Origin of the sequence: Oceanisphaera pacifica (assembly GCF_017498065.1) — a bacterium.
Classification (GTDB): Bacteria; Pseudomonadota; Gammaproteobacteria; order Enterobacterales; family Aeromonadaceae; genus Oceanimonas; species Oceanimonas pacifica.
Genome location: NZ_JAGDFX010000005.1, coordinates 1 through 24,369 on the forward strand (window position 1 = coordinate 1; position 24,369 = coordinate 24,369).

At 46.8% G+C, this 24,369-nt stretch carries 24 protein-coding genes, 2 tRNA genes and 1 riboswitch; of the genes, 4 read left to right on the forward strand and 22 right to left on the reverse strand.

The annotated features are described in order from the left end of the window. Positions 1-704: 704 nt before the first annotated feature. The 14 genes from J3U76_RS05090 to J3U76_RS05150 form a co-directional block, all read right to left on the reverse strand. Positions 705-791, reverse strand: a tRNA-Leu gene (locus J3U76_RS05090). Between the two features lie 18 nt (positions 792-809). Then, positions 810-883, reverse strand: a tRNA-Cys gene (locus J3U76_RS05095). 181 nt (positions 884-1,064) lie between these two features. After that, the gene (pgsA, locus tag J3U76_RS05100) at positions 1,065-1,613 is read right to left on the reverse strand and encodes a CDP-diacylglycerol--glycerol-3-phosphate 3-phosphatidyltransferase (RefSeq protein WP_208004766.1); all 549 of its coding nucleotides are present in this window, start codon (positions 1,611-1,613) and stop codon (positions 1,065-1,067) included. A 65-nt stretch (positions 1,614-1,678) separates the two neighbouring features. Beyond that, positions 1,679-3,508 (reverse strand): excinuclease ABC subunit UvrC, encoded by a 1,830-nt coding sequence (gene uvrC / locus J3U76_RS05105; protein WP_208004767.1) that lies wholly within the window; start codon positions 3,506-3,508, stop codon positions 1,679-1,681. Between the two features lie 8 nt (positions 3,509-3,516). Continuing rightward, on the reverse strand, positions 3,517-4,158 hold the full coding sequence (gene uvrY, locus J3U76_RS05110; RefSeq protein ID WP_208004768.1) for a UvrY/SirA/GacA family response regulator transcription factor: 642 nt from the start codon (positions 4,156-4,158) through the stop codon (positions 3,517-3,519). Between the two features lie 290 nt (positions 4,159-4,448). Continuing rightward, complete coding sequence (locus J3U76_RS05115) at positions 4,449-6,347, reverse strand: SurA N-terminal domain-containing protein (RefSeq protein WP_208004769.1); 1,899 nt, start codon at positions 6,345-6,347, stop codon at positions 4,449-4,451. A gap of 113 nt (positions 6,348-6,460) precedes the next feature. Continuing rightward, the gene (gene hupB, locus J3U76_RS05120; protein WP_208004770.1) at positions 6,461-6,733 is read right to left on the reverse strand and encodes a nucleoid-associated protein HU-beta; all 273 of its coding nucleotides are present in this window, start codon (positions 6,731-6,733) and stop codon (positions 6,461-6,463) included. Between the two features lie 58 nt (positions 6,734-6,791). Further along, a complete protein-coding gene (locus tag J3U76_RS14605) occupies positions 6,792-6,920 on the reverse strand; it encodes a hypothetical protein (RefSeq protein ID WP_279382275.1) in 129 nt (42 codons plus the stop codon). 29 nt (positions 6,921-6,949) lie between these two features. Further along, positions 6,950-9,301: an endopeptidase La gene (lon, locus tag J3U76_RS05125; RefSeq protein ID WP_208004778.1), complete on the reverse strand. Its 2,352-nt coding sequence runs from the start codon at positions 9,299-9,301 to the stop codon at positions 6,950-6,952. Between the two features lie 199 nt (positions 9,302-9,500). Further along, the gene (clpX, locus tag J3U76_RS05130; protein WP_208004780.1) at positions 9,501-10,781 is read right to left on the reverse strand and encodes an ATP-dependent protease ATP-binding subunit ClpX; all 1,281 of its coding nucleotides are present in this window, start codon (positions 10,779-10,781) and stop codon (positions 9,501-9,503) included. 80 nt (positions 10,782-10,861) lie between these two features. After that, entirely contained in the window at positions 10,862-11,485 is a 624-nt protein-coding gene (clpP, locus tag J3U76_RS05135; RefSeq protein ID WP_208004781.1) for an ATP-dependent Clp endopeptidase proteolytic subunit ClpP, read from the reverse strand. An 88-nt stretch (positions 11,486-11,573) separates the two neighbouring features. After that, positions 11,574-12,884, reverse strand: coding sequence for a trigger factor (gene tig / locus J3U76_RS05140; RefSeq protein ID WP_208004783.1), 1,311 nt, complete (start codon positions 12,882-12,884; stop codon positions 11,574-11,576). A 306-nt stretch (positions 12,885-13,190) separates the two neighbouring features. Then, positions 13,191-14,888 (reverse strand): NAD-dependent malic enzyme, encoded by a 1,698-nt coding sequence (locus J3U76_RS05145; RefSeq protein WP_208004785.1) that lies wholly within the window; start codon positions 14,886-14,888, stop codon positions 13,191-13,193. A gap of 126 nt (positions 14,889-15,014) precedes the next feature. Beyond that, positions 15,015-16,100 carry a GGDEF domain-containing protein gene (locus J3U76_RS05150; RefSeq protein ID WP_208004787.1) on the reverse strand — a complete coding sequence of 362 codons (1,086 nt, stop codon included), beginning with the start codon at positions 16,098-16,100 and terminating at the stop codon, positions 15,015-15,017. Positions 16,101-16,350: 250 nt separating this feature from the next. Here J3U76_RS05150 and J3U76_RS05155 point away from each other — a divergent pair, with 250 nt between their 5' ends. The 4 genes from J3U76_RS05155 to J3U76_RS05170 all read left to right on the forward strand — a co-directional run bounded on the left by J3U76_RS05155 (position 16,351) and on the right by J3U76_RS05170 (position 18,004). Further along, entirely contained in the window at positions 16,351-16,701 is a 351-nt protein-coding gene (locus J3U76_RS05155; protein ID WP_208004788.1) for an ArsC family reductase, read from the forward strand. Between the two features lie 84 nt (positions 16,702-16,785). Continuing rightward, complete coding sequence (locus J3U76_RS05160; RefSeq protein ID WP_208004789.1) at positions 16,786-17,451, forward strand: M15 family metallopeptidase; 666 nt, start codon at positions 16,786-16,788, stop codon at positions 17,449-17,451. A gap of 3 nt (positions 17,452-17,454) precedes the next feature. Continuing rightward, on the forward strand, positions 17,455-17,700 hold the full coding sequence (locus J3U76_RS05165) for a hypothetical protein (protein WP_208004790.1): 246 nt from the start codon (positions 17,455-17,457) through the stop codon (positions 17,698-17,700). A 34-nt stretch (positions 17,701-17,734) separates the two neighbouring features. Beyond that, complete coding sequence (locus tag J3U76_RS05170; protein ID WP_208004791.1) at positions 17,735-18,004, forward strand: DUF1289 domain-containing protein; 270 nt, start codon at positions 17,735-17,737, stop codon at positions 18,002-18,004. A gap of 273 nt (positions 18,005-18,277) precedes the next feature. Here the strand turns inward: J3U76_RS05170 and J3U76_RS05175 are convergent, their stop codons facing one another. From J3U76_RS05175 to J3U76_RS05210, 8 genes are all read right to left on the reverse strand, one after another. Then, a complete protein-coding gene (locus J3U76_RS05175) occupies positions 18,278-19,153 on the reverse strand; it encodes an alpha/beta fold hydrolase (protein WP_208004793.1) in 876 nt (291 codons plus the stop codon). Positions 19,154-19,156: 3 nt separating this feature from the next. Beyond that, a complete protein-coding gene (gene moaE, locus J3U76_RS05180; protein ID WP_208004794.1) occupies positions 19,157-19,603 on the reverse strand; it encodes a molybdopterin synthase catalytic subunit MoaE in 447 nt (148 codons plus the stop codon). A gap of 1 nt (position 19,604) precedes the next feature. Beyond that, entirely contained in the window at positions 19,605-19,853 is a 249-nt protein-coding gene (moaD, locus tag J3U76_RS05185; protein ID WP_208004796.1) for a molybdopterin synthase sulfur carrier subunit, read from the reverse strand. After that, positions 19,850-20,323, reverse strand: coding sequence for a cyclic pyranopterin monophosphate synthase MoaC (gene moaC / locus J3U76_RS05190; protein WP_208004799.1), 474 nt, complete (start codon positions 20,321-20,323; stop codon positions 19,850-19,852). Before moaC ends, moaD begins: the two co-directional genes overlap by 4 nt. Beyond that, on the reverse strand, positions 20,320-20,835 hold the full coding sequence (gene moaB, locus J3U76_RS05195) for a molybdenum cofactor biosynthesis protein B (RefSeq protein ID WP_208005016.1): 516 nt from the start codon (positions 20,833-20,835) through the stop codon (positions 20,320-20,322). The genes moaC and moaB overlap by 4 nt, the downstream gene beginning before the upstream one ends. Positions 20,836-20,972: 137 nt before the next feature. Next, on the reverse strand, positions 20,973-21,953 hold the full coding sequence (moaA, locus tag J3U76_RS05200; protein ID WP_208004801.1) for a GTP 3',8-cyclase MoaA: 981 nt from the start codon (positions 21,951-21,953) through the stop codon (positions 20,973-20,975). Beyond that, positions 21,942-22,088: riboswitch (molybdenum cofactor riboswitch) on the reverse strand. It overlaps the preceding gene by 12 nt. Positions 22,089-22,514: 426 nt before the next feature. Next, positions 22,515-22,886: an Hpt domain-containing protein gene (locus J3U76_RS05205; RefSeq protein ID WP_208004803.1), complete on the reverse strand. Its 372-nt coding sequence runs from the start codon at positions 22,884-22,886 to the stop codon at positions 22,515-22,517. Continuing rightward, entirely contained in the window at positions 22,879-24,258 is a 1,380-nt protein-coding gene (locus tag J3U76_RS05210) for a sigma-54-dependent transcriptional regulator (RefSeq protein WP_208004805.1), read from the reverse strand. Before J3U76_RS05210 ends, J3U76_RS05205 begins: the two co-directional genes overlap by 8 nt. Between the last annotated feature and the right edge of the window lie 111 nt (positions 24,259-24,369).

The window sequence follows — 24,369 nt, forward strand, 5'->3', positions numbered from 1 at the left end:
GGGTAATACCCGAAACTGGGAAGTGACGGGAGCTGTCTCGCTCAATCCCTGTAAACTCGAGGAAATGGAGCGAAATAAAATGGCTGCTTAGACAGTCTTATTTGGACAACTGGGTTGAAAATCACCGCCCCTACGAAAAGCCAGAGCGACGTCCTTTGGTCATTGCGAGGAGCGCAGCGACGCGGCAATCCATCTAACAGACAGTAATAAGCTTGAAGCTAGAAGCCGGAAGTAAAACCAAAAATAAAAATGCCTCAGTGTTTTTGTTTAGCTTACTGCTTCCAGCTCTGAGCTTCCGGCTTTCTATACGCTTTACGCTGAGCGCCTGACGAAAAAAACAAAATCGTAGTTTTTCTTTAACATAAAGTGGTCAGCGTTGGATGTAGCGCTTTCTTCCGAAATGGATTGCCGCGCTACGCTCGCAAAGACGAAATAAGGGCGCATAACAATGTAGTGCAAAACCTTGACGCCCAACAGAGTATCTACGAAAAAAGCCCCGTACTAATTGGTTGGTATTTTCCTGGCTAGGCGCTTGGTGCTAGGCGCTACCCTTTTTGTGCGAATAAATTCGCCCCTACGAAAAAAGCCTCGTACTAATTGGTTGTTTTTTTCTTAGCTAGGCGCTTGGTGCTGCCTTTTTTTAGTATTGTTAAATTTTAGGCACAAAAAAGCCACTCTTGCGAGTGGCTTTTTTGTTGTACTTATGGTGCCCGGAGCCGGAATTGAACCGGCACGCCCTTGCGAGCGAGGGATTTTAAATCCCTTGTGTCTACCGATTTCACCATCCGGGCAGACTGTTAGTGTAGGCTTGGAGGCGCGTTCCGGAGTCGAACCGGACTAAACGGATTTGCAATCCGCTGCATAGCCGCTTTGCTAACGCGCCTTAATGAGCTGCCTCACTGACTTGCTAGGCATTTTAATGATTACCGCACAGACTGCAACACTAATTTGTTCTTTCTGGTTCATTCGAACATTTTTTATTCACTAACGCTTATTTTTGACTATTAAACCATCTTTCACTGCCTGAGACAGCAGTGGCTATCTTCTTTTATCAATGGGCAAGCTTAAGCTGTTCCCGTAAGATCGCCCCAGGCCGCTTTTAAATAATCATACGCAGAATAGAGGGTTAAGCCGGTTGCAATGTAAAGTAACCCGTACCCTGTCCAGATCATGTATAGGTTGTCTTGCCAAATTAATGCGATTAACGCCACCATTTGAATGGTGGTTTTCCACTTGCCAATCCAACTTACCGCCACTTGAGCACGTTGGCCTATTTCAGCCATCCACTCACGCAAGGCAGAAATAACAATTTCTCGACTGATCATAATCATGGCTGGCAGGGTAACCAAGGGGTTACTGTACTCTTCAACAATAATAATCAGCGCAGCGGCCACCATCACCTTATCAGCTACGGGGTCAAGAAAAGCCCCAAACGGCGTGCTCTGCTTTAAGGTGCGCGCTAAAAAACCATCCAACCAATCGGTAGCAGCCGCAAAGGTAAACACAACCGCCGCCCACATATAGGCCCCTTCTATTGGTATATAAAACAATACAATAAAAATGGGGACTAACAGTAACCGAAACAAAGTAAGAGAATTAGGTATATTTATCATTATTTTAAGACCATTAGTCAAAGCCACAGTAATGCACATAAAGATGCACAGCTGTATGGCGGCGTTTAGTGATGCAGTGCATCGTGAATTTTTTCTGCCAGTGCTTGGCTGATACCCGGCACTTTAGCTAGCTCATCAACGCTGGCACGTTTTACTTCTTGAATGCCACCCAAGTATTTTAACAGAGCTTGGCGCCGTTTGCTGCCCACTCCGGCAATGCTTTCTAAGGTACTGGTGGTACGTGCTTTGCCTCTTTGGGCTCTGTGGCCAGTAATAGCAAAACGGTGCGACTCGTCACGTATATGCTGAATAAGGTGTAATGCCGGTAAATCGGCGGGCAAATGACGTTCTTCATGGCTGCCGCCCATAATTAAGGTTTCTAGCCCCGCTTTACGGGTCACCCCTTTAGCAATACCAATAAGCAGTGGTTGGCGTGGGCTATCGGCTAACTCACGGGCCACCACTTCTTCGGCTCTCGCCAATTGGCCAAGCCCACCATCAATAAATAAAATATCGGGCAGTTTATCCAGCTCCGCCTGATGAAAACGTCGGCTAAGGGCTTGCTCCATGGCGGCGTAATCATCGCCACCAGTAATGCCGGTAATATTAAAACGCCGATATTCACTTTTTTGCGGGCCTTCTTGATTAAAGACCACACACGAGGCCACGGTTTTTTCTCCCATGGTATGGGAGATATCAAAGCACTCCATACGAGAAATCGGCGGGCAAGCCAGTACCTCTTCTAGCTGAAGTAAGCGCTGACGCTGGGTACTTTTATGCGCCAAATGACTGGCCAGTGCCGTTTCGGCATTAGTATGGGCCAACTTAATAAAACGCGCTCGTTCGGCACGCGTGCGGCTGCGCAACTTAATACGCCGATTAAAGTGCTCGCTTAATGCCTCACTTAAGGCGTCTTCGTCGGCCAAGGTATGATCTAATAAAATTTCTGACGGGGCTTCTCGCCCGCCAATGCCGGCTAAATAAAACTGCAGCACAAAACTTTCTAATATCTCTTCGGCCTCGGTACCGGCGGGCATTTTCGGAAAGTAACTGCGACTTCCTAGCACATTACCTTGGCGAATAAACAGCACCTGCACACAAGCTTGATGGTTAGATTGCGCCAAACCAATCACATCTAGCTCATCAAGCACATTACCGCTTACAAACTGCTGCTCTTGTACCCGGCGTAGCGCATGAAGCTGATCACGATATTTAGCGGCATCTTCAAAGCGCAACTCCTGGCTGGCAAGCTCCATGCTATTGGCCACATCTTGCACCACCTGTTGGTTTTTACCTTGCAAAAACAAGCGCGCTAATTGTAATTGATGATTATACTCTTCATCACTGACTAAACCTGACACACAGGGGCCAGAGCAACGCTTAATTTGATAGAGCAAGCAAGGCCGAGAACGATTGGCATAGACACTGTCTTCACATTGGCGCACCGGAAACAGCTTTTGCATTAAATGCAGACTTTCGCGCACTGCTACCCCATTGGGGTAAGGGCCAAAGTATTCGCCCTTTTTTTTACGCGCACCTCTGTGTAGCCCAATACGCGGATGTTGATGCTCGGTAATAATAATATAGGGGTAGGATTTATCATCACGCAGCAAGACGTTATAGCGTGGCAGATGCTGCTTGATCAGATTGTGCTCAAGGATTAATGCTTCGGTTTCGGTGTGAGTCACCGTTACTTGCACATCGCGAATATGACGCACTAACGCCCGCGTTTTCTCACTACTGACGTGAGTACGAAAATAAGAAGCGAGGCGCTTTTTTAAGTTTTTGGCTTTACCAACATAAATAATCGCCCCAGCGTCGTCATACATCAGGTAGACGCCAGGCTGCTCGGTGACCACCTTTAAAAAAGCGGCAGCATCAAAAGAGTCATTCATCAATACGGCTATATTTTATCTGCATCCAAGATTCCATAACGGATGGCAAGGTGTGTGAGCTCAACATCCCCGTTAATATCCAGCTTGCTGAATAAACGATAGCGGTAACTGTTCACGGTTTTAGGACTTAAACTTAACTGCTCAGAAATATCGGTAACCCGCTGACCTTTGGTGATCATTAGCATTATTTGTAGCTCTCGCTCTGATAAATGCTTAAAAGGGTTTTCGTCATTAGAGAACTGACTCAAAGCCATACGCTGGGCAATATCGGGTGAAATATAACGCTGGCCACTGTGTACCAAACGAATTGCATTAATCATTTCTTCTGGCCCTGCTCCTTTGGTTAAGTAGCCACAAGCACCTGCTTGCATCACTTTAGTAGGAAAAGGGTTTTCAGTATTAATGGTCAATACAATTATTTTTATTTCGGGGTTAAAACGCAGTATTTTTCGAGTTGCCTCTAGCCCACCAATTCCGGGCATATTCATGTCCATTAACACCACGTCTGGATGTTGTTCACGACACCATTGTACGGCTTCTTCACCGCTACTGGCCTCGCCCTGTACTTTCATTCCCTTGACGTCTTCTAGTATGCGTCGGATCCCTGTGCGCACTAACTCATGGTCATCAACCAGGAATACGTTAATCAAAAGATGCTCTCCGACTGTATTAATTAACTCGTTATATTACAAGACCTATGCTGGCATCATAGCGAAGATAACAGCGAAAAGGAAACACTGGGGACTGAAAGTCGTAAGCCCAGAGCTGTAAACGCTCAGTTACAAAAAAGAAGATGAACGGGCTGAGATAAACCAGTAACAAGCATGGGGCTCTCAACCTAAAAACGTCGCTGCGCTCCTCGCAATAACGGCTCGTCTCCTTTAGGTTTTATATGGTCATTAAAAAAGGCGCCGTAGCGCCTTTTATTCGTTAATGATAATTAAAAGTTATCATCTGTTGCCGTCAGCTGGCGATATTTAATACTCGCCGAGGCTTTAAGCGCTGCAAGCAGGCTTTCGTATTCACGTTGCCCTTGAATGCCAGTTTGGCCTTCTTGAATTTGAGCTAATGAATCGGAAGGCTCGGCCGGCGTTGTTACCGCATTCAGTTTTAGTACCGCTTGGCTGCCATCCGTTAGGCCTAAGGTACGCACACTAGGCGTTTGCTCTGTGGGTGCAGGCATGGCAAATAATGCACTTAATACTGCGCCATCTTGTTCGCTTTCGCGCGTAACCTTATTGAGCTCGCTCACGGTTAGGTTGTGCTCAGCTAACCAAGCAGCTTGCTCACCGTTAATCCAAGCTTGTTGTAACTCAGTGGCCGCCGTTGTTGCTAATTGACGTGCTTTTTCTGCCAATGCCAGCTCACGCACCTGTTCACTCACCTCTGCAAAGTCACGTACTGCCGCGCTTCTGTGTTCAACTAAGTGAATAACCACGGCTTTATTATCACCTAACTCAATAATATCTGAGTTCATGGCTTGCTGACGAAAATCTTCAGAAAAAGCTTGGGTGAGTACGCGCGTATCGTTAATTACCTCAGGTGCTGTTTGTGCCGAGAAAAACTCAGTACTGACAATGGGCAAACCTAGCTCATCTGAAACCATGTCTAGCGAGTCAGGAAACTCAAACGCCAGCTCAGCTAAACGCTGCTCTTGTTCATAAAACGCATTCGCAGCTTGTTCTTGTGCTAAATGGCTACGAATGGCATCACGTACTTCAGCCAGTGGTTTGGTTTTTGCGTCTCGCTTATCTAATAAAGTGATCAGGTGAAAGCCAAATTCACTTTCTACTACCTCAGACACCTCATTAATATCCGTTAATGCAAAGGCGGCCTCATCAAAAGCGGGGTCTAACGTGCCCTGCTCCATCCACTCTAACTCACCGCCCTTTGATCCCGAGAACACATCGTCTGACTCGGCTTGCGCCAGCTCGCTAAATGATTCGCCGGCCATTAAACGCGCACGAATCGCTGCTAGCTTTTCTTGTGCGTCATCACTTTTGTTTAACATGATATGAGCTACTTGACGCTGCTCTGGCTGGGTATAGGCTGATAAGTTGGCTTGGTATTCTGCTGCTATATCTGCTTCATCCACAGCGATATCAGCCTGTGTACTTGCATCAAGCAATACGTAGTTAATTTTTACCTGCTCTGGGCGCTGAAACTGGCTGGCATTTTGCTCGTAATATGCTTTGGCCTGTGCATCAGTTAAAGTTAGGTCGTCACTAAAGTTTGTAAGCGGTAAACGTACCAGCTCTGCATCACGCTGCTGGCGGCTGAGTCTATCAAGCAGGCCGGCTTCGGCTTCTAAGGTAAAGCTTGAGCCAATAACAGCATTTAATAACATCTGACGGCTTAAGTCTTGGCGCACATTATCACGCAGCTGCTCAGCGCTAATGCCACTGCGCGCTAATAACTGTTGATAACGATCGTTATTAAATTGATTACCTTGCTGAAATTCAGGTAATGCGCGAATGGCATTACGCACTTGGTTGTCACTGGCATATAAATTAAGCTCTTGCACTTTTTGATCAATTAAGCGCTGCTCTATTAACTGCTCAAGTACCGAACGACGTAGCTGCTCTACATATAAAGGATCGCCCAATAATTCACTAAATTGTGGGCCCAGCTGTCCCTCTAACCGAGTGCGCTCATTACGATAGGCATTTTCAAGCATCTGGGCCGTAATATCTTCGCCATTAACTACGGCCGCCACTTCTTCTTTAGGCTGAGTGACATAACTGCCAACCCCAGCTAGGGCAAAAGATAAAATAATTAATACTAGGATGACTTTAGACACTGTGCCTTGAGCGCCCGCTCTTAATTTGTCAAAAAACATAATGTGTTTTTACTCCCGCAGATGGGATATGGGATGATAATCAAAAAAAGCGCACCAATGTGATGCGCCTTCTAACATGCTCGCTAGCGGACTCAAGGTCCTGCACACACGTTTTAGTTCACTGCGTCTTTTAAGCCTTTACCCGCTTTAAAGCCAGGTGTTTTAGCAGCGGCAATTTCAATAGCGGCACCGGTTTGTGGATTACGACCGGTACGCGCTGCACGTTCGCGCACAGAGAAGGTACCAAAGCCCACTAAAGAAACGGTATCGCCTTCTTTTAGTGTCTCGGTAATAGAGTCAACAAAGGCATCCAAGGCTCGGCCAGCTGCTGCTTTACTAATGTCGGCGCCATCGGCAATCTTGTCGATCAGTTGAGATTTATTCAAAGTCATTCCCCTTGTCGTTGATACGTTACTGCCTAGCAGCAACCCGTCGATTTTGTTATTAATACAGTAAATGAATGGCTTGCTCCCAAACGGGGATCCATGCCGGTGACTCACGTAAATGACTACCCATTAAAGGCGTAACCAAATTATTGTGTTTAAGGCTACTGCGACTTGGGGCTGCTGACAAGTCAGAAACCCCAAGTATGGCGAAAAAGCTTACACTGATACGCCAGAAAAGCCCTCTGGTGGCTGTTCAAGTGCGAGTTCTAGCACTTCTTCTATCCAACGCACCGGATAAATGGTTAGATCTTGTTTTACGTTCTCTGGAATATCTTCAAGATCGCGCTCATTTTCTTTCGGGATCATAACGCGTTTAATACCACCACGACGGGCAGCAAGCAACTTCTCTTTTAAGCCACCAATAGGGAGTACTTCGCCCCGTAAGGTAATTTCACCTGTCATGGCCACATCGGCACAAACCGGGTTACCGGTTAAACTCGACACCAGTGCGGTACACATAGCCACCCCGGCACTTGGGCCATCTTTGGGCGTTGCTCCTTCTGGCACATGTACATGAATATCACGTTTTTCGTGAAAGTCACTATTAATGCGCCATTTGTCGGCGCGAGAGCGCACCACTGTCATGGCCGCTTGTACCGACTCTTTCATCACATCGCCCAAGGAGCCTGTGTAAGCCAGCTTGCCCTTACCCATCACATTAGCCACTTCAATGGTCAGCAATTCGCCGCCCACTTCAGTCCATGCCAAGCCCGTTACCTGACCTACTTGGTTATGCTCTTCGGCTTTACCGTAGTCAAAGCGCTGCACACCCAAGTAGTCTTTAAGGTTGTCTTGGTTAATGGTCACTTGCTTAATGTCTTTGTTCAGCAAGATTTCTTTAACCACCTTACGGCATAGTTTAGAAATCTCTCGCTCAAGGCTTCGCACCCCCGCTTCACGGGTGTAATAACGAATAATGCCAATAATGGCGGAGTCTTCAATGGTCACTTCACTGGCTTTTAGGCCATTGCGATCCACTTGCTTAGCCAGCAAGTGATTTTTGGCAATATTGAGCTTTTCATCTTCGGTGTAACCCGCAAGACGGATCACTTCCATACGGTCTAGCAAGGGGCCAGGAATATGCATGGTGTTAGAAGTAGCCACAAACATCACATCTGATAAGTCGTAGTCAACTTCTAGGTAGTGATCGTTAAAGCTGTGGTTTTGCTCAGGGTCCAACACCTCTAGTAACGCAGACGCGGGATCACCACGCATATCTGATGCCATTTTGTCGATTTCATCAAGCAAGAATAATGGGTTACGCACCCCTACTTTCGCCATTTTTTGAATCAACTTACCGGGCAAAGAGCCAATATAGGTACGACGATGACCACGAATTTCCGCTTCGTCGCGCACGCCACCCAGCGCCATACGCACATATTTACGGCCTGTGGCTTTAGCAATGGATTGCCCAAGGGAGGTTTTACCCACCCCAGGCGGCCCAACTAAGCACAAGATAGGCCCTTTTAGCTTTTTGGTACGACTTTGCACCGCTAAGTACTCAATGATGCGCTCTTTAACTTTCTCTAAGCCATAGTGATCTGCATCAAGCGTTTCTTCGGCTTTAGCGAGGTCTTTTTTCACCTTGGATTTTTTCTTCCAAGGTACTGCTACCATCCAGTCGATATAACCGCGCACGACTGTGGCTTCTGCCGACATGGCGGACATCATTTTCAGCTTAGCCATTTCCGCATCAGTTTTGGTTCGAGCTTCTTCGCTCATCCCCGCATCTTCAATTTTTTGCTGTAGCGCTTCCAGCTCATCAGGCACATCGTCCATGTCACCCAATTCTTTTTGAATCGCTTTCATTTGCTCATTGAGATAGTACTCACGCTGGCTTTTTTCCATCTGCTTTTTCACGCGGGCGCGAATACGGCGCTCCACTTGCAGTACATCCATTTCTGATTCCATCATGGCCATCAGATATTCTAGACGTTCCCCTACCTGCACCACCTCTAGCACTTTTTGCTTATCTTCCAGCTTTAAGGGCATGTGGGCAGCCATGGTATCGGCTAAGCGAGCTGCATCTTCAATCGCCGACAACGAAGTCAGTACTTCGGGCGGGATCTTTTTATTGAGCTTAATGTAGTTTTCAAACTGCGTAATAGATGAGCGAATTAACACTTCTTGCTCTCGCTCATCTAGCGCTTCAGTTTCTAAGTATTGTGTTTGAGCCACAAAGTAACCGTCTTGCTCACGTAGCTCTTCCATACGCGCGCGCTGGCCACCCTCAACTAACACCTTAACGGTGCCGTCGGGGAGCTTCAGCAACTGCAATATATTGGCCACGGTTCCTATCTGATAAAGATCATCAGTAAGGGGCTCATCCGTTGATGCTTCTTTCTGTGCCACCAGAAAGATTTTTTTATCTTGGTCCATGGCTGCTTCTAAACAGCGGATGGACTTCTCCCGTCCCACAAATAGGGGTATCACCATGTGAGGGTATACCACCACGTCACGGAGAGGCAGAACGGGGGTATCGATGCGTTCACAACGCTCTAGGGTCATAGTGTCCTCTCGGCTTGAGTGCAATGTATAGCGATTGAGAAGTATATGGGGGCAGGATTCAAAGATTCAATCATTGAGTCCATAAAAACGAAAAAAGGGGCATAAGGCCCCTTTTATTGCTCAAAAATAGCGCACTTTAGTGTGTGGGCTCACAAAAGCTATCAGTGATGCCTTCCCCAGTAATGCATTATTTTTGTTTTTAGTCACCCGACACTGCCTGAGTGTCCTCTTTCTGATAAATCAGTAAAGGAGCTGACTCGCCTTTGATCACGGTTTCATCAACCACAACCTTAGCCACACCATTTTGGGCGGGTAAGTCATACATGGTATCGAGCAGTACCGCTTCTACAATAGAGCGCAAGCCACGCGCACCGGTTTTGCGCTCCATGGCTTTGTGTGCAATGGCACGCAGCGCATCTTCACGAAACTCAAGCTCTACATCTTCTAGCTCAAACAGCGCACCATATTGTTTAGTGAGCGCGTTCTTAGGTTCAGATAAGATCTGTACTAAGGCTGCTTCATCTAACTCAGTTAAGGTAGCTACCACGGGCAAACGACCGATAAACTCAGGAATTAACCCATATTTAACTAAGTCTTCTGGTTCTACCTGAGTAATAACTTCACTTAATGATGAGCTGTCATCTTTCGACTTCACATCGGCACCAAAACCAATGCCGGTGCCTTTGTCTAGACGCTGCTCAATCACGCCATTTAAGCCAGCAAAGGCGCCACCACAGATAAAGAGAATTTTAGAGGTGTCTACCTGTAAAAACTCTTGTTGTGGGTGCTTACGACCGCCTTGAGGCGGAATAGAAGCCACTGTGCCTTCAATAAGCTTCAATAAGGCTTGCTGCACCCCTTCACCCGACACATCACGGGTGATAGAAGGGTTATCAGATTTACGAGAAATCTTATCGATTTCATCGATGTAAACAATGCCACGCTGGGCTTTTTCTACATCGTAATCACACTTTTGCAGCAGCTTTTGAATGATGTTTTCAACGTCTTCCCCAACATAACCGGCTTCGGTTAATGTGGTTGCGTCGGCCATGGTAAAAGGCACATCAAGTAAGCGCGCTAAGGTTTCTGCTAGCAAGGTTTTACCGCAACCGGTAGGACCAATCAGCAAAATATTAGACTTACCTAACTCAACACCCTCAGTGCTGCCGGCATTACGTAAGCGTTTGTAGTGGTTGTACACCGCCACGGCCAACACTTTTTTCGCATGCTCTTGACCAATGACGTAATCATCTAGGCTGGCACGAATTTTATGGGGCGTAGGCAGCTCGTTATTTTCGGGCTGGGGCGAAATGTCTTTAATTTCTTCTTGAATGATGTCTTCGCACAGCTCGACACATTCGTCACAAATATAGACGGAAGGGCCGGCAATGAGCTTGCGCACTTCGTGTTGGCTTTTACCACAAAAAGAACAGTACAGCAGCTTGCCGCCGTCCTCTTCGCCCTTGCGTTTATCTGTCATTCAGTCACCTCGTATGCGTACGGCGCAGGATGTGCTTAGTGCACTCGATTAAGAGTGTACCGCACCCCATGCCGTTTTACTCAATCGCGTTTGAATAATACTTCATCGACCAAGCCATATTCTTTGGCTGTTTCTGCAGACATAAAATTGTCGCGGTCGGTATCGCGCTCAACAATCGCCAACTCTTGGCCAGTGTGTTCGGCTAATAGGCGGTTGAGCTTTTCTTTAATATAGAGAATTTCTTTGGCGTGTATTTGTATATCTGATGCCTGCCCCTGAAACCCACCTAATGGTTGGTGGATCATCACTCGGCTATTAGGCAGAGCAAAGCGCTTGCCCTTTTCGCCACCGGCTAATAAGAAAGCACCCATAGACGCGGCTTGACCCATGCACACTGTACTCACGTTGGGCTTAATAAACTGCATGGTGTCATAAATTGACATACCTGCGGTTACTGAGCCACCGGGAGAGTTAATATACAAATAAATGTCTTTTTCTGGGTTTTCTGATTCTAAGTACAATAATTGCGCACAAATCAGGTTAGCCATGTGATCTTCTACTTGGCCAGTCAGAAAAATCACTCGCTCTTTTAATAAGCGAGAGTAGATATCGTAAGAACGTTCACCCTTGGCCGTTTGCTCCACTACCATGGGAATTAGCGCGGCTAGGGGCCCGTCCGTCATTGAATCATGTATATTTGACATAAAATAGTGTCCTTAAAACAAAATGGCCCGAGTGTACTTACACTGGGGCCATTATACGCAAGAGCTTAACGACTAAGTCAACCGCTTATTAAGCGTTAGCAGCAGACTTGTTCATTAGTTCGTCAAAGCTAACTTGTTTATCAGTCACTTTGGCTTGGCTTAGTACCAGTTCAATCGCTTGATCTTCAATGGCCAGATTACGCACGTTTTCCAACATTTCTTGGTTTTCGTTGTAATAAGCCACCACTTCAGAGGGATCTTCGTAGGCAGAAGACATATCTGCAATAATGCTTTGTACTTTAGCATCATCGGCTTTAATGTCGTTCTTCTTGATCACTTCACCCAACAAAAGACCGACACGTACACGACGCTCAGCTTGCTCTTGGAACAATTCAGCTGGCAGTTGTGGCATGTTCGCTTGATCGGCACCACCAAAGCGCTGTAGTGCTTGCTTGCGCAATGTTTCAATCTCGTTATCAACTAAAGATTGTGGTACTTCAACCGGGTTTTGCTCTAGCAAGCCGTCAATCACTTGCTCTTTTACCGAGGCTTTTAGGGCTTGGGCGAGTTCGCGATCCATATTTTTACGCACTTCTGCTTTTAAGCCATCTAACGCGCCGTCAGCAATACCAAAGCGCTTAACAAACTCTTCGGTTAGTTCTGGCAACTCTTGTGCTTCAACTTTGGTTACCTTAACAGCAAACTGAGCTTGTTTACCTTTTAAGTTTTCTGCTTGGTAATCGTCAGGGAAAGTGATGTCTAGTGTAAAGTCATCACCGGCTTTCTTACCCATTAAGCCTTCTTCAAAGCCTGGGATCATACGGCCAGAACCTAATACCAGTGCGAAGTCTTCAGCGGCACCGCCTTCAAACTCTTCACCGTCGATGGAGCCCACAAAGTTCATGGTTACACGATCATCTGTGCCCGCTTCGCGCTCAACGGCTACCCAATCAGCATGCTGCTTTTGCAAGGTTTCAATCATTTTATCCAGATCGGCGTCTTGCACTTCAGCCTGTGGCTTTTCAATAGTGACGTCTTCTAAGCCTTTAACTTCGACTTCAGGATAAACTTCAAAAGTTGCGGCAAAGGTAAAGTCTTCACCGGCTTTAATGGCTTCTGGTGCCATGGTAGGCATGCCTGCTGGGTTCAACTTTTCGCTGATCACAGCTTCAAAGAAGTTACGTTGCATCAAGTCGCCTGCTACGTCTTCTTCTACTGAGGCACCAAACATCTTTTTAATAACAGACATAGGTGCTTTACCAGGACGAAAACCGTCGATGCGACGTGTTTTAGCCAGCTGACGAAGACGATTCGTCATTTCGCTATCAACCTGCTCGGCAGGTACTGTGATGGTCAGGCGGCGCTCCAGGCCTTGGGTCGTTTCAACTGAAACTTGCATTCTTTTACCTCAATGTTATTCAGCACTATGGTGCTGACCTTGTGGTTAATATAAAACAGCCTGGGCTGCTTTCTTGAATATTGATAGAGACAAACTTAATAGCAGCAAAGGGCTAACCATCAAGTGCCCTATTGGCAAATTAGACGCCGCATTATAGCGAGGCATGTGGGCAGCGTCGAGCATCACTAAGGCTCAGGTTAAGCTATATGAGGCTAAATTTGTGTTTTTCAACCAAAAAACCAATATAAAATGCATTTTAATAAAAAGGGCATGCTCAGCATGCCCTTTTTATCACTCGCCTAACGTTTAGAAAGAAACGCGACGGTATTGGCGGTATTCAGGTTCCCAGAAGTTTGCCTCAATGGCAGCATCAAGAGCGGCATCTGAAATTTGCAGTGCTTGACCTTGTAGCTGCGCCGTTTTAGCAACGGCTTTCGCAATTTGGCGGCTTACATGCTGAATGTCTTCCAATGGCGGCAGTAATGCACCATCTGCATCATCCACCATAGGAGAGCAAGCTGCTAATGCACGGCTGGCCGACATCAACATGGCATCGGTCACACGCTTAGCGCCACAAGCTAATACACCCAACCCAATACCAGGGAAGATATAAGAGTTGTTGCACTGGACAATTTCAAAGCGCTTGCCTTTATAGTCCACCGGAGAAAACGGGCTACCAGTCGCAACCAGAGCTTGGCCATTGGTCCAGTTTAAAATATCTTCTGGCGTGGCTTCTACACGTGAGGTTGGGTTCGACAACGGGAACACAATTGGGCGCTCACAGTGAGAATGCATGGTTTGGATCACTTCTTTGGTGAACAAACCAGGCTGGCCTGATACCCCAATCAGAATATCGGGCTTGCCATTTTGCATCACTTCTAACAGCGAAATATTATCGCCCGAGGTCTGCCAATCAGCTAAATCAGCCGGTGACTGGGCTAGAGGGCGCTGGAAATCAACCAAATTAGGCATGTTGTCGGTGATTAACCCAAAGCGATCCACCATAAACACGCGCTGGCGGGCTTTTTCATCGCTTAAGCCTTCGGCTTTCATTTGGGCAATAATTTGCTCAGCAATACCACAACCGGCAGAGCCTGAACCTAAGAACGCAACACGCTTCTCAGACAACTTGCTGCCACTGGCTTGGCAGGCCGCAATTAACGAGCCCAAGGTAACCGCTGCGGTCCCTTGAATGTCATCATTAAAGCAGCACAGTTCGTCTTTGTAACGGTTAAGGACTGGCATGGCATTTTTTTGTGCAAAATCTTCAAATTGCAACAGCACGTTTGGCCAGCGGCGCTTCACTGCCTGAATAAAGGCATCAACAAACTCTTCGTACTCTTCGCCAGTAATGCGAGGGTTACGCCAGCCCATATATACAGGATCGTTAAGCAACTGCTGATTGTTAGTACCAGCATCCAGTACCACAGGCAAAGTATAAGCGGGGGAAATACCACCACAGGCAGTATACAAAGACAGCTTACCAATAGGGATCCCCATGCCACCAATCCCTTGATCACCCAGGCCTAAGATACGCTCACCATCGGTAACCACTATCACTTTTACATTACGCTTAGTGGCGTTTTGTAAAATATCATCGATGCGATCACGATCGGGGTAAGAAATAAATAAACCACGAGCACGGCGGTAAATATTAGAGAACTCTTCACATGCCTTGCCCACGGTCGGAGTATAAATAATGGGCATCATTGTGCTTAAATTATCGTGCACCAAACGATAAAACAGCGTTTCGTTAGTATCTTGAATGTTGCGCAGATAAATATGCTTATCAAGATCGTTTTGAAAAGAGGTATATTGCTGGTAAGCGCGGGCGGCTTGCTCATCAATGGTTTCAATACAGTGTGGTACTAAACCATCTAGGTTAAAAGCAATACGCTCGTCTTTAGAAAAAGCACCGCCTTTGTTTAGCAGCGGCGTTTCAAGTAGGGCTGGGCCAGCATAAGGTACATAGAGGGCACGTTTATCATGATGCTCTTTGGGCATAAAACATCTCGCTTAAGTTATAGTCCCGCAGGGGAGCTGATTTCGAATATGTGGGGGCTCGACGCTAGTATAAGCCAAGCCACCTCATCAAACCACCGCCAGCTGAGCCCTTATGCATTTGTTCTGCTATTCATAAGCAATAACGCAGTTACGACCACGGCTTTTTGCTTGATAAAGTGCTTCATCTGCCCGCTGTAACAGCTCACTAATGGTATGGGTGTTATCACCGGCAGCCACACCGGCACTTACTGTAACTGAGATTTCGCTTTCATCTAATGGGCTTTCTATGGGTTGTGACTCTACCGCTAGGCGTAGGGTTTCTGCTTGGCGAACGCCTTGCTCAAGCTCAGTGTTGGGGAGTAACACCACAAACTCTTCGCCGCCGTAACGCGCCACTGTGGCATCTTGTCCAAAAATATCGACCAAAGTCGTGCTCACATTCACCAGCACTTCGTCACCAATTAAGTGGCCGTGCTCATCATTAATGCGTTTAAACTTATCCAAATCAAACAAGATCACGCTGCACATTTCGCCCAGTTTGCTGTTATGGCGCACGGCTTTAAATTGCTCCATAAATAAGCGGCGATTCATTAACCGCGTTAGGGGGTCACGGGTCGACTCTCGGTATAAATCCAATAACATGCGCAACTGTCCTGTTTGCACCCATAACATGGCCAAACTAAAGCACAATAATAACCAAACTCGCTCAATCAACTTGCCATTGCTTAATGTGTGCGAGTCTAACCAATAATCGGTCGCTAACACGGCCGCAATAATGGTAACCGCGACTCTTACCCCCGAGCGAATCGGCAGTGGTAACACGGCAAGTAACGCCAGTAAAAAATAAGGAAACGCCATATAACCGGTAGGCATGGCAGCCACGTCTCTAAAGCTCCATAAGCTCACTGCATTAAATAACAGTAATATCACTAACAAGGCAAACAGCGAGAGCACCATCCAGCGGCGGTTTAATTTGCATAAATAACTGAGCGGCAACAGTGGGGTAAGCATCACACCTGCCATTAGGCGCACTTTCCATAACAGGTGAAAATGCGCACTGTCTAATACCCACCAATCAACGGCAATCCAGCCGGCAATGCCGATTAATAACAAACTCACTAACCAACGAAAACGCACTGCCACAAAGCCGATACGAATTAGCTTAAAGTCCTGAGAATGAGATCGATCACTCCAGTATTCTTTTAACCCCATCTCACTCCCCTTATTAGGTTATTCAATCGCTACCTTGGCTTGACTGCACGACAAAAGGCTAACAATAACTAAAGTCTATAATGGGCGCCAGTGTATAATGGCACTCATTAAAAATAATGCTGGATCAGGCTGTTATTTATGGCGGCTCGCTTATGTTGCAGGCGAGCAGCTTAAGTGACAGAATTTCTCACTGCAATGTGATGTGCTTAAGCATCAATACCCGCTTCTCTTTTATTGATAGGAAAATACCTTGTCTATTACACTTTATGGCATTAAAAACTGCGATACGGTTAAAAAAGCGCGCAAATGGTTAGATCAACATCAGGTTAATTATGTGTTTGTGGACCACAGAGCCGATGGGCTAGACCCAGACTCTCTTCACCACTGGCTTGAGGAATTAGGTTGGGAGCAGCTGGTCAATAAACGCAGTACCACCTATAGAGCTTTATCAGAGTCAGAGAAAGCTAACTTAGGCCCAAACACCGCCTATGCTTTACTAAAAGCGAACCCCACCTTAATTAAGCGTCCCTTGCTAGATAACCAAGGCGAGCTGTCTGTGGGCTTTAAAGCCGAGCAATATGCGGCCTTATTCAAGCAGTAGTACGCTGCTTCATTAAAACAAACCTAATACCTTCATTTGGCTGATGGGCATCAGGGTTCAATTATCGATAATAAGGAGTCAGCCATGGATCCTTTGTGTTTAGTGGGCTTAAAAGATAATCATCTCGTGCCGTTAGCAGAGCCTGGGCACCGCCTGCAAGCCGAGGCTAAGCAGGCGTTTATGGCCATGCAAGCGGCAGCGGCACTTGATGGCTTTCAGCTGATGCCGGCGTCTAGTTTTCGCAGCTTTGAGCGCCAGCTGGCCATTTGGAATGGTAAGTTTGATGGCACCCGCCCATTACTCGATGCCCATAGCCTGCCATTAAACAGCCAAGAGTTAAGTGAAGCTGAGCGCGTTAACGCTATTTTACGTTGGAGTGCACTGCCCGGTACCAGCCGTCATCATTGGGGCACAGATATTGATATTTATGACCCCAGCTTATTACCCCCAGGCGCCAACCTAAAACTGGAGCCTTGGGAATATGAAAAAGAAGGCTATTTTTATCCCCTCAGCCAATGGCTTGCAAACAATATGGCCCGGTTTGATTTTTATCTGCCTTTTGCACAGCCAAATGGCGGCGTTGCGGTTGAGCCATGGCACCTGAGTTATCGGCCTTTGTCTGCGCCGTGCGCGGCTCAACTTAGCCCCCAATTAATAGCGCAAGTACTAAAAGAGCAGCAAATTGATGGAAAAACGCATATTCTTAATCAATTGGACCGTATTTTTGTCCACTATATTAAAGAGGATTAAATAATGAGCACATTACTGTGGATTGCGCTTCCCCTACTGTTTATTGTGGGGTTATTTGTTAGCGCCCTTAAAGACACTAAGCGAGTCGAGCGCTCGGTTAAGCGAAATCGCGATAAAATGCAGCTAAAAGACTGGGATCAAGAAGAAAGAAAAAATAAAGAACGAGAAGATAATTGGGGGGTTCCGCCCGCCCCTCGCGGCAGCTACCATCCAGATAAAGAGAGTGATAAAGAGAGTAAAGATAAGTAACTGCTGATAATCAGGCACAGATGGAGGCAGCAGCATGGAGCAACTCGAATTTTTTGATTTACTCAGCCCCTGTATTGGGGTCTGTCAGGTCAATAATAAAGGGTATTGCAAAGGCTGCTTTCGTCGACGTGACGAGCGTTTTAACTGGCTACAACTTAGCCCAGCGCAACAGCGTGAGGTTATTCGCTTGTGCCAAGACAGAAAACGCCGTGTACTGGCCGCGGCGCGCAAAAAGCAAAGAGAGCTGTTATTAGAACCCGCGCCAGAGCCACAAAACACCCTGAAGTTAGATTCAAAAGAATAGTGCCTAGCGCCCGGCACCAAGCTAAAGAAAAAGCCCCAACCAATTCGGTCGAGTGTTCTTTACCTAAATAAAGCGTACAGCGTATAGAAAGCCTGAAGCTCAGAGCTAGAAGCGGTAAGCTAAACAAAAACACTGAGGCATTTTTATTTTTGGTTTTACTTCCGGCTTCTAGCTTCAAGCTTATTACTGTCTGTTAGATGGATTGCCGCGTCGTTGCACTCCTCGCAATGACCAAAGGGAGTGGCTTTTCGTCGGGGCCAACCTGCCACTGCGTTACTTTTTCTGTTGGGTATTTGCTTGTTGTAACCCGTGCCAAAACCAGTCCGCCACTTGCTGTGCTGGGGCTGGCTCAAGGTGAAAGTGATGACTGCCGACCAAAGTTTTAAACTCCAGATCAGGGATGAGTGGCAACATAGACTCAATTAAAGATAACTCCTCCCCGCGCTCTGCCATGACTAACTGCACTGGCATGGTTAAGCGGCGCACAAAAGCGGCAATTTGTGACTCGCACAAACGCACAATAGAAGGCTGCGTCAGCGCCATATCGCTGCGCCATACCCAGCCTTGTGCCGTTTGTTTCATGCCACGTTCTAATAACCAAGTGCCGGCTTCGCGGCTTACCGGCCAGCGACTGTTGATGCGGGTAGCCAAGGCTTGCTCGAAGCTTGCATAAGGTTTAAGTGAGCGACGCGCTAACCTTGACCCTCGGCGCAAGGCTTTACCCATTAACTCAGGTAGCTGCTCGGCGGGATAGTCCAGCGGTATTAGGCCATCGAGTAACATCATACGGCTGACTTGCTCAGGAAAGGCGCCAGCAAACAAGGTGGCAACACCCGCCCCTAAAGAATGCCCCAATAAAGTCACTTTATTTAGGCCTAAGTGGGTGACCAATGCCTGTACATCGGCCACATTATCCCAAATATAATAAGGCTGACCAAAGGGACGATGATCCGATAAACCGTGGCCGGCCAAATCGAGGGCGATCAGGCGAACATGGGGCAGCAACTTGGCCAACAAGGTAAAACTGGCTGCATTATCTAACCAACCATGCAAAGCAATTACAGGTACTCCCTGCTCAGGCCCCCACTCCATTACCGCGAGCTTTCGATTATGATAAGTAAAATCCCACTGCTTACATACCACCGTCATGTGCTATGACTCCCACCGGTGAGCGGCTTGGGTATCGCTGTCTTTTGCATCGACCCAACGCGTGCCCGCTGGGGTTTGTTCTTTTTTCCAAAACGGGGCCTGAGTTTTTAAGTAGTCCATAATAAATTGGCAGGCACTAAATGCGGCTTCTCGGTGCTGACTGGCCACCCCCACCAATACAATTTGATCACTCAGCTCTAGCTGCCCCACTCTGTGAATCAGGGTGCAAGCAAGTAGCGGCCAGCGCGCATTGGCCTGCTCGACGATACGCTCAAGTGCTTTTTCAGTCATTTGCGGGTAGTGCTCAAGTGTCAAGCGCGTAACCGTATCCCCTTGGTTCATATCACGCACTTTACCAACAAAAGTCACCACGGCACCGGTTTGATGAGATTCACTTAATTCTGCATATTCACTGGCAAGATCAAAGTCTTCTGTTTGTACTCGGATCATCTTAGCCTCCCGTTACCGGCGGAAAGAACGCCACTTCATCTTGGCTCGATACGGCCGTACTCAGTGGCACTATTTCGTGGTTAACGGCGGCTAACAGCGTCGGCTGGCCCAAGGCGCTGGCCCAAGGCTCCCCTTTGGCTACTAAATGCTGGCGCAAAGCACTAACGCTGGCAAACTCTCCGGTTAAGGTTAGGCTGTCTTGACCGACTTGCTCACGAATATTGGCAAAAAACATCACTGTAATTGTCATACTGTAAAGTCTCCCGATTTACCACCTCGCTTTTCTAACAAGCGAAGTCCTTCAATGCGCATGTCTTTTTGCACCGCCTTGCACATATCATAAATAGTTAATGCCGCCACCGAAGCTGCCGTTAGCGCTTCCATTTCTACGCCAGTTTGCCCCGAGAGTTTGCAATAACTTTGAATATGCACACCACCTTGCTCTGTGTTGGGCGTTAACTGAACTTCTACTTTAGAAAGGGCTAAAGGGTGGCATAGTGGGATCAAGTCGGCGGTTTTTTTCGCAGCCATAATGCCGGCAATACGCGCAGTGGCAAACACATCGCCTTTGTGATGTTGGCCATTTACAATTAGCGCTAACGTCGACTCAGCCATCAAGACCCACGCCTCAGCACGGGCTTCGCGCACTGTCATGGCCTTGCTGCTTACATCCACCATATTGGCTTCACCCGAGGCATTAATATGGGTTAATTCGCTCATTGACTCACCAAATGTTGCACAAAGTTACAAGGTTTATGACCTGCGTCCAGTTGCTCCGCCAAAATTCCCGTCCATCCGGTACGGCAAGCGCCCGTTGAACCGGGCAGACAAAAGATGGCGGTGTGATTGGCCAGTCCACCCAAGGCGCGACTTTGTACGGTAGAGGTGCCTAATTCTTGATAGGTGATATGGCGAAACAGCTCACCAAAGCCATCAATTTGCGTATCTAATAACGGCATAATGGCTTCAGGGGTGGTATCGCGACCCGTAAAGCCGGTACCGCCGGTGATCAGTACTACTTGTACCTCTGGGCTAGCTATCCAACGGGACACGAGCGCACGCATTTGATATTTATCATCTTTAAGAATGACTTTTTCTGCCAACTGATGACCAGCGTCCTTGATGGCATTAACCAGGTATTTACCCGAGCTATCGGTTTCTTCATTGCGGGTATCTGAGACGGTTAATACAGCAATATTAAGGGGAATAAACGCAACGGCGGCATGACTCATCATATCCTCACTTATTCGTTATCTTGATTATTATTTGGCGCTGACTACACACGAGTGGCCATCAGCGCCAATAAGGGCTTACAAAGCAACCGGCTTTTACCCAAAAGTCAACATGAAGCAGTTAGCCTGGTATCATATTAGCCACCAATGGATGCTAAATTTGGCGTCATACCTGCGTGACCTTGATGTAAAAAGTGGGTGGCTTTTTTATCAGCCAGCGCTTCTCTTAGGCGTCGCTGTAGTGCCGCTTGATCTTGATCGTCGCTGAGTAAGTCTCGTAAATCCACGCCATAATCGCCAAATAAACACAAATGTAGTTTGCCTAAGGACGACACGCGCAAGCGGTTACAACTGGCACAAAAGTCTTTGGAATAAGGCATGATCAAGCCAATTTCACCTTGATAATCAGGATGAAAAAACACTTCAGCAGGACCATCATTATGGGCTTTTACTTTTTGTGACCAACCTTGTTGCAGCAAAATATCTTTAATTAATGCGCCGCGCACATGATGGCGTTCAAATAAGGTATCCATTTCGCCGGTTTGCATTAGCTCAATAAAGCGTAATTGAATGGGGTTGTCTTTGATCCAAGCCAAGAAACGGTCTAAATCGCCATCATTTAAGCCACGCATTAATACCGCATTCACTTTTACCTGCTCAAAACCCGCCACAAACGCTGCATCAATTCCCGCCATCACTTCGTGAAACCGGTTTTGACCAGTAATTTGATGAAACATGCGAGGGTCTAGGCTGTCCACGCTCACATTAATGGCGGTTAACCCGGCTTGTCGCCATTCATGGGCAAACTTTGCCATGCGATAGCCGTTGGTGGTCATGGCGACTTTTTCGATACCGGGCGTATCAGCCACAGTTTCAATAATTTGCGTAAAGTCTTTGCGTAAAGAGGGCTCGCCACCGGTAATACGCACCTTGCTGGTACCCATAGCGGCAAAGGCATGAGTGATACGACGAATTTCATCGAGAGTAAGAAATGTTTTTCGACCATCGGGCATATAGCCATCAGGCAGGCAGTATTGACATTTAAAGTTGCATACATCTGTGACTGACAGTCGCAGATATTGGAACTTACGCGCGAAAGCGTCTTGTAATTCAAACATAAAACACCTTTCCAATGCGGGAGGCTACGACATTTCTCTCGCAACCCTTACAGCGCTAGGCTGAACGGTCTGACAACCTTATTGTTCTACTAACATAACAACTTAGGCTTACCCGACTCGGAGTTTTTAACCAATGATATTGTTCTATTCAGATTTAAGCTTAATAGCAATTTGCCTAAATAGATATAGTTTTAAGTAGAGAAACCTACTTAATGTGCACTGTACAGACCGAATGAAGACAACACAATGCCTCATCCATATTGCAACAATAACCCTTAGCAAAAAGCGAGCAATTCGCAATATGACTGCACTTTTTATGACTGCTTTTTGAACGCCCTGCCGTCTATACTGGCTTTGCTAAGTTGGCACGATTATTTCATACAAAAAAGCAGTTGTTTTTATCCCGTGCTCTCTTCAGCTTTTTGCTGAAGTTCGGCCAACCCATTTGGGTTGGCCATTTTTTTACTTTTTTGAGTTTACTGGTACTAATAATGCCTGCTTGCCCCTCTTTGCTGACCAACAGGCAACCAAGTTGCTATAAAATCACGATTAGATATTGGGCTACTTAGTAAGTCTTTCTTTAACTGCCTCTAACGTAGCAGCTAAGGCTGTTTGCCATACACTAATCTGCAAAGTTATCACTTCCTCATCTTGTAACTGGCAAGACTCTTCTAGTTTTTCACTCACATACTGACAGCGTAAGGCTCCATAACTGCCACACGCTGACTTTAAGCTATGGCAGTGTGCCGCCATACCCATAAAGTCACTCTGTTGATAAGCCTGTTGTAAACGATCATCCAACTGCTGACTGTCTTCAATAAACAAACGAAGCAACCGCTCTATCACTACCGTTCCTAATGTTTGATCCATACGCTGTAACTGATACTCATCTAACACAGGTAACTGCGCTTGCAATACCTGCCAGTTAATCATGAGAGAGTTCCCAGCTTTGTAATTTTCTATAAATAGTAGAAGGACTCACTTCCAGTAAAGCTGCCGCTCGCGAGACGTTACCTTGGCAATGCCCAATGGCCCTTTCTATCGCTTGGCGCTCTAATACAGCAAGTGGCACTATGGGCGTTGGCAAGGCATCAGCGACCACTTCATAAGATGCAGCTCCGCTTAATGGTTGATCCAGTGGTGCAGGTAACATATCGAGTTCAATCCACTCACCTTGATGCAATACTACGGCATTGCGGATCACGTTTTGCAGTTGTCGCACATTGCCCGGCCAGTGATAGGCTTGCAAACGATCTTTAGTGGCCTCAGATAAACCAACAAAAGATTTACCTTCTTCGCGCGATGCTTGGCGAACCAAGGCGGTGGCAATGCTAATGACATCTCCACCACGCTCGCGTAATGGGGGGAGGTTAATAGGGATCACATGCAGGCGGTAATACAAGTCTTCACGAAACCGCCCTTGCTCTACTTCTAGTAAGGGATCGCGGTTAGTCGCACACACAATGCGCACATTGACTGTTACTTGTTGAGAGCTGCCCACAGGCTGTATTTGCCCACTTTGTAAAAAGCGCAGTAGCTTACTTTGCAGCTCAAGATCCATTTCGCAGATCTCATCCATAAAGAGCGTGCCGCCATTAGCGCGTGTCACGGCGCCTTCTCGATCTTGTAATGCACCGGTAAAAGCGCCTTTAATATGGCCGAACAGCTCACTTTCCATTAGCTCTTTTGGAATGGCTGCACAATTAAGAGCAATAAAAGGGCCATCATTCACCCCACTGAGCTGATGTATGGCTTCGGCGCACACTTCTTTACCGGTACCACTTTCGCCGGTAATCAATACTGTTGCACTACTTGGTGCCGCATTTTCAATCAGTCGATATACTTTTTGCATCGGCAAGCTGGTGCCAATAAAGCCTTGAAACGGTTCCTTTTCAATATCATGTCGATAACGATCAACCAGCTGATTTAGACGTCGAAATTTCATGGTATTGTGTAACGTAACTTTTAAGCGCTCAACTTCTATCGGCTTGTTAATAAAATCGTGTGCTCCCAAGCGCATTGCATCTACGGCTACATCTATAGAGCCATGGGCGGTGATCACTATGGTGGTGATATTAGGATGCTCATCATGTAGCCACTGCAGAATGTCCATGCCTGGCATATCTGGTAGCATTAAGTCGAGTAGTAAAATATCTGGCGGTTGTTGTCGAATATGTTCAAGCGCTTCTTGGCCATTACTCACTACTGTTAATAACAATGGTTCATCTTGAAGATAAGCCTGGTAGAGGGCTGCCAAAGAAGCAGTATCTTCTACCAATAAGACATTTAGTCTCTCATCACTCATGTATTTATCTCACCCTTAACCATTAGGTTGGTTTTCGCATACAGCACTTTAACACGCTAGTGTAAAAAGCCTTTACAGTAAATTAACTTTATGTAAACATTCATTGAGCAC